Genomic DNA, 9,386 nt, shown 5'->3' with positions numbered 1-9,386 from the left:
TCGGGTTCTGGGGTAAGCGCGGTATAACACTTTCGTAACGCTTTCGTAACGTCAACGTGAACGGTGCAAAACTTGTTTTCCGGAGGCATCATTCGACCCCGATTACATCCGGTGTCTGCCATCCCAGATGCTGTCCGCCGTCGACGCACAACAACTGTCCCGTGACCCCCGGCGCGTCGAGAAAGTAGCCCAAGGCACCTGTGATGTCGGATGTGTTCGAGCCACGTTGCAGCACCGTTGCGGCACGCTGCTTGGCGAAATGCGCCTCGCTCTGGCGACCGCCCCGCAAGGTTGGGCCGGGACCGATCGCATTGACGCGGCAGGCGGGCGCGAGGGCCTGCGCAGCGGTCTGGGTGAAGGCCCACAGTCCCATCTTGGCAATCGTGTAGGTCATGAACTCCGGCGTCAGCTTGCGCACCCGCTGGTCGATCATGTTGATGACCAGACCGGGTGCAACCGGTTCGTTCATGTCGTCGATCTCGGGGGTGGGCAGTTGCGCTGCGAAATGCTGGGTCAGCACGAAGGGTGCGCGCAGATTGCTTTCCAGATGCCGGTCCCAACTGTCGCGGGTTGCCGTTTCGATATTGTCATATTCGAAGATCGAGGCGTTGTTGATGAGAACTGTCAACGGCCCGCCGATGCCCGCAATCGCGGCGTCGGTCAGAGCTTGTGTCTCGTCCTCGTTCAACAGATCGGCTTCTACGGTGCAGGCCTGCTGACCCTTGGCGCGGATCAGTTCGGCCACCTCTTCGGCTTCATCGGCAGAACTGGCGTAGTGCACGGCAACATCAAAGCCGCGATCCGCAAGGTAGAGCGCCATCGCGCGCCCCAGCCGTTTTCCTGCGCCTGTGATCAATGCTTTGCTCATGAGGTCTGCCCTTTGCGCTTACATGATGACAAGCGCAATGTAGCCCAGATAAAGCGCCGACAAGACCACACCCCAGAGGCGCGTCAGGTCTTTGGCAAGGAACACCAGCGGAAAGATCAGGATCGATGCACCCAGCATGACCCACAGGTCAAAGCGCAAGAATTCGGGATCGACCGGGATCGGAGCGATCAGGGAGGCGACACCGATGATGGCCAGCAGGTTGAACATGTTCGACCCGATCACGTTGCCCAGCGCCACATCCGCCTGACGCCGCAGCGCCGCCATGACGGTGGTTGCCAACTCTGGCAGCGAGGTGCCCAAGGCGACCAGGGTCAGTCCAATGACCGTGTCACTGACACCGAAGATCGTCGCGATCTCAACCGCGCTGTCGACAAGCAGGTCTGCGCCCAACGGAAGCCCCACGAGGCCAAGGGCGAGGTAGAGGATGATCTTCCACCACGGCATGTCCGGGTCAGCGCCTTCGGGTTCTTCTTCATCGTCCGCTTCTTGACCTGCGCGTCTGTGGGCCAGCGCTTCGCGCACGGAGTCACCCAGGATCACCGCAAGGACGACCAGAAGGACAATCCCGGCAATCCAGTCGAATACACCGCGGAACGCCAGAGCAATGAACAGCACGGACGAGGCCAGCATGATCACATAGCTTTTGCGCGTGTCGCATTCGCTGGTGTGCATCACAGCCAGCAAGGCAGGGATACCCAGAACCAACAGGACGTTGGCAGTATTCGAGCCCACCACATTGCCAAGCGCGATGCCCGGCACGTTTTCCATTGCCGCCTTGATCGAGATGAGCAGTTCGGGCGCGGAGGTGCCAAAGGCAACGACGGTCAGGCTGACGATTAGCGCGGGGATACCGATGCGCAATGACAGGTTGACCGCACCCTTGACCAGCGCGTCGCCTGCCAACAGCAGGATCACCAGACCGATGACGACACCCCCCCAGATCATCGCCATGTCAGCTTGCCTTTCCGGTACAGGGGCACGGGCCTTTGCCGATGCGATAACGTCCGCATTTGCGGCACTTGGCGCTGGCCAGACGTTTTGCGCCAGGGATGCGCAGCTTGCCGAACATGGCCAGCACGGCGATGAAAACGAGGAACAGTAGAACGATCTTGCTGATCACGTCAGAGCCCGTAGCGCGCGAACTCAGCGCGTTCTTCGATGGCACCAAGCGCGTCGTCGGTGAGTTTCGCGCCGAAACGGCTGAGGAAGGGGCGGCGTTGTTCGTAGCGACGGAATTTCACCTTGTCGCCGAAACGCTCTTTCATCGCCGGAACAAGATGCCCGATGTGATCCGCCAGACCGACATCGACAGCGCCCTGCCCCACCCAAATCTCGCCCGTGAAAAGATCCGGGTTGTCCGCAAGTTTTGCACCCCGGCCGGTCTTCACCTGATTGATGAAGGTTTCGTGCAACTGGCCCAGCAACTTGTTCAGGCGCGCAACGTCTTCTTCACTCTCGGGGCGGAACGGGTCGAGCATGGATTTGGATTTGCCCGCCGTGTAAACGCGGCGCTCAATACCCTGCCGTTGCAGGAACACATGCGCACCGAACCCGGCAGAGATGACACCGATGGAGCCAAGGATGGAGGCCGGATCGGCGTAGATTTCATCGGCGGCGCTGGCGATCCAGTAGCCGCCCGACGCAGCAACATCTTCGACAAAGGCATAGACCGGGGTTTCGGTTTCGTCAGCCAAACGTCGAATGCGTGCGCCGATCAGAGAGCTTTGCACAGGCGATCCGCCCGGCGAATTGATCTCGAGCGCGACCGCGGCGGGCTTGCCCTTGCGAAACGCCTTTTCGAGAAGAGTCCGAAGGCTTGCGTCGCTCAGGGTCCCACGTGACCCCGCAGCAATCGTACCTTGCATCCGAACGACAGCGACTGTGGGGTCGGATTTCACAAATGGAATAAAGCGCTTCATACCGGCCCATGTAGAATGCAGGTGAGGGGCATACAAGGCATGGCACGAAATATGGCCACCCTGTGGGGCGATGGTCGCAGGGCAGAACGGCATCCTTTATGACCTATTGTTTAGCGCGCGAAACATTGGGGCCACATCGGCCCTATTAACCCTTTGTTAACCTTTGGCGAATTTTCGGATTTCGGATTCCGGGCAAGTCCCAAGCCGAGACCGCCAATCAATTTATCGTTTTGTGGCCGGACTGATAAATTCTATGAAAGACCATGACCTTCGATCAGATCCGAACTTTCCTTTGGGTGGCGCGACTTGGCGGCTTTCGCAAAGCCGCCGACAAGTTGCATTTGTCCCAGCCTGCCGTATCGACGCGCATCTCCAATCTCGAACAGGAACTCAAGGTTCCGCTGTTCGAACGCGGCCCCGGTGATCTGATCCTGACCAAGCATGGCACGCTGTTGCTGTCCTATGCAGAACAGATGCTGTTCGTGGAGGAAGAGATCAAACAGCGGGTCGCCAATCCGTCTGAGACCGAAGGGCTGTTTCGCGTCGGGGCGTCCGAGACCATCGCGCAGGCGTGGTTGCCGGAGTTCCTCAAGACCTTCAGCGAGCACTATCCACGGGTGAACGTCGATCTGACCGTTGACATCTCGTTGAACCTGCGGTCCGCGCTGCTGGAACGGAGCCTTGATCTGGCGCTGCTGATGGGACCGATCTCCGAGTTTTCGGTTGAGAATGTGCCGCTCCCAACCTTCGATCTGCACTGGTATCGGTCAACGGCGAACCCGCAGACCGACCTGAGCAAGATCCCGGTCATTTCCTATGCGAGCAAAACACGGCCCTACCGGGAATTGATGTCCGAATTGTCGCGCCGGGTGGGGCCGAAGCTGCGGATTTACACCTCGGCGTCGCTGTCCGCGAGTCTCAAGATGATTGCGGCGGGAATCGCTGTTGGTCCCTACCCGCGGGCACTTGCGGATGATTTTCTGAAGTCCGGGCAGATCGTCGAATTCGATCCGGGTTTCCACCCTCAGCCCTTGGCATTCACCGCATCGTACTTATCCGAGCCTCGAAGCTTTCTTGTTGAAAGAAGTGCGGAATTTGCCCGCGAGGTGGCGATTGAGTGGGACAGAACGCACCCCAAGTAGATCAATTATCTTTATCAATCTTGATACAAAATGATAATTTGCATGAAAACGGAGCGCCGTGTGATGCTTAGCCAATCACATGAAGGATCGCTCCATGGCAGAAAAGCTCGTTTCGCATTCCAGTCTGATCGGCGCATCGCCCGCAGAGGTTCGGGGCGCGATCCGTCGCGGATCGTATGACGGGCACACGGCAGGTCTGGCCGCGGGTTATCTGCAATGCAACCTTGCCATATTGCCGGAACGCTATGCGCTGGATTTCCTGCGCTTTTGCCAGCGCAATCCCAAGCCCTGCCCGGTTGTGGGTGTCGGCGACACCGGTGATCCGATGCTGCGCACCTTGGGCCATGACATCGACATCCGCACCGATGTGTCCAAGTACCGGGTGTTCCGCGATGGGGCCTTCAGCGAGGAAGTCACCGATATCAGCGATGTGTGGGCCGACGACCTTGTGACCGTCGCGCTTGGCTGTTCGTTTACGTTCGAGAACGCGCTGATGCGAAATGACATCCCGGTGCGCCATATCGAGAGTGGTCGCAACGTGCCGATGTTCCGAACCAGCATCGACCTTGTTCCCGCCGGTCCGTTTGGCGGCCAGATGGTGGTAACGATGCGTCCGATCCCCGAACATCAGGTCGAGCAGACCCGCACGATCTGTGCCCGGTATCCACAGGCGCATGGCGCGCCGATTGCCAATGGCGATCCTGCGCATATCGGCATCGACGACCTGTCGCAGCCCGATTGGGGGGACGCGGTCGAGATCCATGATGGCGAGGTGCCGGTCTACTGGGCCTGCGGCGTGACCCCGCAAAATGTTCTACTGGCGGCAGGTCTGCCGCTCTGCATCACGCATTCACCGGGACACATGTTGATCGCAGATGTGGCCGAAGATGCCGAAACACCGATCCTGAAAAACACATAAAACCGATCCAACAAGGAGACCTTTCCAATGAAAAAATCGCTCGCTCTGTTGATGGCAAGCACCGTGTGTGCCACGCCCGTCTTTGCCGAAACCCTGTCCGTTGTCGGAAGCTGGTCCAGCCTGCCGCTGCACAACCAGTACGAAGCCCCGTTCTGGAGCGAAACGCTGCCTGCGGCGTCTGGCGGCGATCTGACCGTTGAGTTGACCACGCACAACCAGATGAGCCTTGGACTGGCCGACATCTACCCGCTTCTTGGTCAGGGGGTCTATGACGTGGCGATGACCGTGGCGGATTATGCGGTGGCCGACGCGCCCGAACTGGAAGGGCTGGATGTGCCGCTGATCGCGCTGACCGCCGACGAGGCCCGTGCCATGGTTGATGCGGCGCGCCCGATGGTCGAAGACATCTACAACGCGCGCTTCAACAGCCATGTGCTGGCAATTTCGCCCTACCCGCCGCAGGTCGTGTTCTGCAATCACGAGATTTCCAACCTTGCCGATCTGGAAGGTCTGAAAGTGCGTGCCTCGGGCCGGATGACCGCCAAGCTGCTTGAGGCTCTGGGAGCCGAGGGCGTGAACGTGTCCTTCGCGGAAGTGCCGGGCGCGTTGCAGAATGGCGTGGTTGATTGTGCCGTCACCGGTGCCGGGTCGGGATACAGCGCGGGCTGGTGGGAAGTATCGACGCATCTGCTGCCGATCCCGCTTGGCGGCTGGGATTCGGTTGTGACCGCGATCAACATGGACAAGTGGTACCGCCTGTCAGACGATCAGAAGGCGCTGATCGAAAGCGAAATCAAGACCGGTTTTGAAGACCCGGCATGGGCGAGCGCGCAGGATGCCTTGGTCAATGACATCGCCTGCCTGACCGGCAATGGCGACTGCCCGTCGGGTGACGCGCGGTCGATGACATTGGTCGAGGTGAGCGATGCCGATTTCGAACGCGCGCGGGATATTCTGACCAGCGAAGTGCTGCCCGAATGGGCGGAGCGTGCTGGCAGCGACTGGGCAGCGCGTTGGAACGACAGCGTCGGCAAAGTTGTCGGTGTGACGATCAACTGATCTTGCTTTGAAGCCATCAGGAGGCGTGCCGGACATGGAACTTGAGATGATCGACAGATTGCGGCGGATCAACCGAGGCGTTGCGCTTGTGGTGGGTCTGGGCCTGCTGATCTGCGCGGGGTTTGTGCTGCTCGACATCGTCATGCGCCAGATCGGCACGTCGCTTGGCGGCACCGAAGAGATCGCGGGCTACGCAATGGCGCTCGCGACCTCGTGGGGCATGTCCTTTACGCTTCTGGAGTTGGGGCATGTCCGCATTGACCTGCTGCGCAGTCGCGCGGGGTCGTTTGTCCGGGCATTGTTCGATGTATTTTCAATGGTGGTGATGTCGGGTGTGATCATCACCATTGCGATCAAGTCATGGCCTGTGCTGGAACGTTCATTGGTCAACGGATCGCGGGCGAATACACCGCTTGAGACTCCGCTTGCCTGGGTGCAGGCACCGTGGTTTGCCGGGTGGGTGTGGTTTGCGGTGATGTCGACGTTGGTCACACTTGCCGCGCTGAGCCTGCTGCTCAAACGCCGCCACGAAGAGACCGAGAGCTTTGTCGGGGCCTTCGCGGAACAGGACAGCCTGCAATGATCTTCTATGTCTCAGTTGGTCTTCTGGGCCTGTTGTCCCTGTCGATTCCCGTCGGGATTGTGCTTTTCCTGCTCGGTTTCGGAATCGACACGTTCTTTTCCAGCTTCCCGCTGACCCGAGGTCTGGGGAACATGGTGTGGTCGGCCTCGAACTCGGCCACGCTGATCGCCATTCCGTTCTTTGTGCTGCTGGGTGAGATCCTTGTCCGCAGCGGTGTCGCGACACGCACTTACGCCGCGCTGGATCGCTGGGTGTCATGGCTGCCGGGTGGACTGGTACATGCCAATATTGCCACGGCGACGATGTTTTCGGCCACGTCGGGGTCGTCGGTGGCCACGGCAGCAACAGTCGCCACGGTTGCGATGCCGCAGGCCGAAAAGCTCGGCTATGATCCCAAGCTCTTTTCCGGCGCGATTGCAGCGGGTGGGACATTGGGCATCATGATCCCGCCGTCGATCAACCTGATCGTCTACGGGTTCCTGACCCAATCCTCGATCCCGCAACTGTTTCTGGCCGGGCTGATCCCCGGTCTGGCTCTGGCGGTGGCGTTCATGGCGGTCACTGCGGTGATCTGCCTGATCCGTCCAAACCTTGGCGGTGTGCGCCGCACGTTTCCGTTTCCGCAGATGCTGCGGGCGTTGATCGACCTGATCCCGATCCTGATCCTGTTCGGCCTGATCGTCGGCTCGATCTATCGCGGCTGGGCCACCCCAACCGAGGCGGCTGCTGTTGGTGTCGCCGGGGCGCTGGTCATTGCACTGGTGTTTGGCGGCGTGTCCTGGGGGATGCTGACCGAGAGCCTGATGGGTACGGTCAAGATCACCTCGATGATCATGCTGATCGTCATCGGCGCCTCGTTTCTCAACTTCACGCTGGCCTCGGCGGGCTTGGGCCGCGAGCTGACCGAGTTCATGACTGGGCTGGGTCTGACACCACTCAAGACAATCCTTGTGGTGGTGGTGCTTTACATCGTGCTTGGGTTCTTCATTGAAACGCTGTCGCTGATGGTGGTGACGATCCCGATCATCGTGCCGCTGGTGATCGCGCAGGGCTATGACGTGATCTGGTTCGGCATCCTGATGATCGTGCTGATCGAAATGGCGTTGATCACACCGCCGGTCGGGTTGAACCTCTACGTGGTTCAAGGCGCGCGGAAATCTGGATCTTTGAACGAAGTGATGCTGGGGGCGTTGCCCTACTGCCTGACCATGTTGGCAATGGCGTTCCTGTTGATCGCGTTCCCGAGTATCGCGCTCTTCCTGCCCAACGCGCTGCAATAGACGCCAACCCTACCCGCTGACTGCCTGAAAGAGGTCCACAATGGAGCCTTGGTTCAAACCTGTTGCCGATCATGCTGTGCTGGTCTGCTTTTCCGAAACCCATGACGAGGCCGCCCATATGCAGGTCTTGGCGCTCGACAAGGCGATTGCCGCAAACCCGCCTGTTGGCATGATCGAAATCGTTCCGGCGCTTGTGAACCTGCTGGTGCGGTTCGATGTGGCCGTCACCGAACATGTTTCAGTCGAAGCCCATCTGCGGGAATTGCTCGACCATCTGAAAGTGGAAAAGAACGTGGGACAGGTGCGGCACGTACAAGTGTGCTACGACGCGCCTTTCGCGCCGGATCTGCAGGCGGTTGCAGAGGCAACGGGATTGCCCCCGGATGCGGTGATCGCCGCACATCTGGCGGGGCGGTATGATGTTCTGATGTACGGGTTTTCGCCAGGCTACGCCTACCTGTCCGGCATTCCAGACGAGATCCAAATCCCCCGCAAACCGACACCGGTGCGTGACGTACCGGCGGGCAGCGTGATCATCGCGGGGCCGCAATGCCTTGTGACCACGCTGACCATGCCGACGGGCTGGTCGATCATCGGGCGGTCGCCGACGCCGATCCTAACCGGCGACCCCGCGCACCCGTTCCTCTTTGATGTCGGAGATCGGGTGGTGTTCGAACAGATCGACCGCGCGGAGTTCGAGGTTTTGCAGAAGGACGTGGCCCATGTCTGATGCGACGTTCACGGTGAGTTTCGCTGGGCCTTTGGTGACGGTGCAGGATGCCGGGCGTCCGGGACATATGCGATATGGCGTCAGCGCCTCGGGGCCGATGGATCAGCTCGCCTTTGATGCCGCACATGCAGCGTTGGGCAATCCAGCGGGTGCGACAGCGATCGAGGTTTCGCTTGGGGGACTGGCGCTGCACTGCGCCTCTGGAACGGTAACGCTTGCGGTGACGGGCGGAGATTTCGTGGTCGAGCATCGCGGACAGAAGCATGGATCGTGGACCGTGCTGACCGTTGAAAAAGGTGATCGGATCACCATTCGCGGCGGGAAAACTGGTAGTTGGGCGTATCTGGCTTTTGCAGGGTCCATCGCGTCCTCTGAATGGCTGGGAAGCACGGCGACGCATGCCACGTCTGGTTTCGGCGGGGGGACGCTGCAGGCTGGGCAGACGTTTGGGATCACTGGCGCGGCTGTGCGCGAAGAGCGGACGGGCGATATTGCGCCGCCCGATTTTCTGCCGGACGGACCACTGCGGGTGGTGACCGGACCGCAGGACCAGCACTTCACCAGCGACGCGCTGGAGCGGATTCTGTCGGATCGGTTTGCGGTGACCGATGCCTATGACCGGATGGGGATGCGGTTGCGAGGACCTGAACTGGCTCTTTCAGGGGCGTTGTCGATCCCGTCCGAGCCGATTGTCCGGGGATCGGTCCAAGTGTCCGGGGATGGAGTGCCGACGGTGCTTTTGGCGGATCATCAGACCACGGGCGGGTATCCCAAGATCGCGACGGTGATCGCGCCGGATGCCGACCGATTGGTGCAGTTGCGCTCGGGCGACGCGGTGCGTTTTGGGGCGGTGTCAGCGGCAGAG

11 protein-coding genes are annotated in these 9,386 nt (G+C 60.2%); 7 read left to right on the top strand and 4 right to left on the bottom strand.

The annotated features are described in order from the left end of the window. Positions 1 to 88 precede the first annotated feature (88 nt). From JJ869_RS19510 to JJ869_RS19495, 4 genes are read right to left on the bottom strand one after another with little or no spacing between them, the layout of a single operon-like run. Positions 89 to 868: an SDR family oxidoreductase gene (locus JJ869_RS19510; protein ID WP_292269794.1), complete on the bottom strand. Its 780-nt coding sequence runs from the start codon at positions 866 to 868 to the stop codon at positions 89 to 91. A gap of 18 nt (positions 869 to 886) precedes the next feature. Further along, complete coding sequence (locus JJ869_RS19505) at positions 887 to 1,834, bottom strand: calcium/sodium antiporter (RefSeq protein WP_292269799.1); 948 nt, start codon at positions 1,832 to 1,834, stop codon at positions 887 to 889. A 7-nt stretch (positions 1,835 to 1,841) separates the two neighbouring features. After that, the gene (locus tag JJ869_RS19500) at positions 1,842 to 2,009 is read right to left on the bottom strand and encodes a hypothetical protein (RefSeq protein WP_292269791.1); all 168 of its coding nucleotides are present in this window, start codon (positions 2,007 to 2,009) and stop codon (positions 1,842 to 1,844) included. A 1-nt stretch (position 2,010) separates the two neighbouring features. Further along, positions 2,011 to 2,808 carry a S49 family peptidase gene (locus tag JJ869_RS19495; protein WP_292269788.1) on the bottom strand — a complete coding sequence of 266 codons (798 nt, stop codon included), beginning with the start codon at positions 2,806 to 2,808 and terminating at the stop codon, positions 2,011 to 2,013. Between the two features lie 263 nt (positions 2,809 to 3,071). On the opposite strand from JJ869_RS19495, the gene JJ869_RS19490 reads away from it, so the two are divergent. The 7 genes from JJ869_RS19490 to JJ869_RS19460 all read left to right on the top strand — a co-directional run. Continuing rightward, entirely contained in the window at positions 3,072 to 3,950 is an 879-nt protein-coding gene (locus JJ869_RS19490; RefSeq protein WP_292269785.1) for a LysR family transcriptional regulator, read from the top strand. A gap of 94 nt (positions 3,951 to 4,044) precedes the next feature. Further along, the gene (locus JJ869_RS19485) at positions 4,045 to 4,869 is read left to right on the top strand and encodes a putative hydro-lyase (RefSeq protein ID WP_292269782.1); all 825 of its coding nucleotides are present in this window, start codon (positions 4,045 to 4,047) and stop codon (positions 4,867 to 4,869) included. Between the two features lie 27 nt (positions 4,870 to 4,896). Next, positions 4,897 to 5,928, top strand: a complete 1,032-nt coding sequence (locus tag JJ869_RS19480) for a TRAP transporter substrate-binding protein (RefSeq protein WP_292269779.1) — start codon at positions 4,897 to 4,899, stop codon at positions 5,926 to 5,928. A 34-nt stretch (positions 5,929 to 5,962) separates the two neighbouring features. After that, positions 5,963 to 6,511, top strand: a complete 549-nt coding sequence (locus tag JJ869_RS19475; RefSeq protein ID WP_292269776.1) for a TRAP transporter small permease — start codon at positions 5,963 to 5,965, stop codon at positions 6,509 to 6,511. Further along, positions 6,508 to 7,791, top strand: coding sequence for a TRAP transporter large permease (locus JJ869_RS19470; protein ID WP_292269773.1), 1,284 nt, complete (start codon positions 6,508 to 6,510; stop codon positions 7,789 to 7,791). Before JJ869_RS19475 ends, JJ869_RS19470 begins: the two co-directional genes overlap by 4 nt. A gap of 40 nt (positions 7,792 to 7,831) precedes the next feature. Beyond that, positions 7,832 to 8,521 (top strand): allophanate hydrolase subunit 1, encoded by a 690-nt coding sequence (locus tag JJ869_RS19465; RefSeq protein WP_292269770.1) that lies wholly within the window; start codon positions 7,832 to 7,834, stop codon positions 8,519 to 8,521. Next, positions 8,514 to 9,386, top strand: an 873-nt coding sequence (locus tag JJ869_RS19460) for a biotin-dependent carboxyltransferase family protein (RefSeq protein WP_292269767.1), incomplete at its 3' end; no start/stop codon positions are given. The genes JJ869_RS19465 and JJ869_RS19460, both read left to right, overlap by 8 nt.

Source organism: Marivita sp. (genome assembly GCF_017643905.1).
Classification (GTDB): Bacteria; Pseudomonadota; Alphaproteobacteria; order Rhodobacterales; family Rhodobacteraceae; genus Marivita.
The sequence above is the reverse complement of the archived record's forward strand: the minus strand, read 5'-3'. Positions and strand labels throughout refer to the sequence as shown.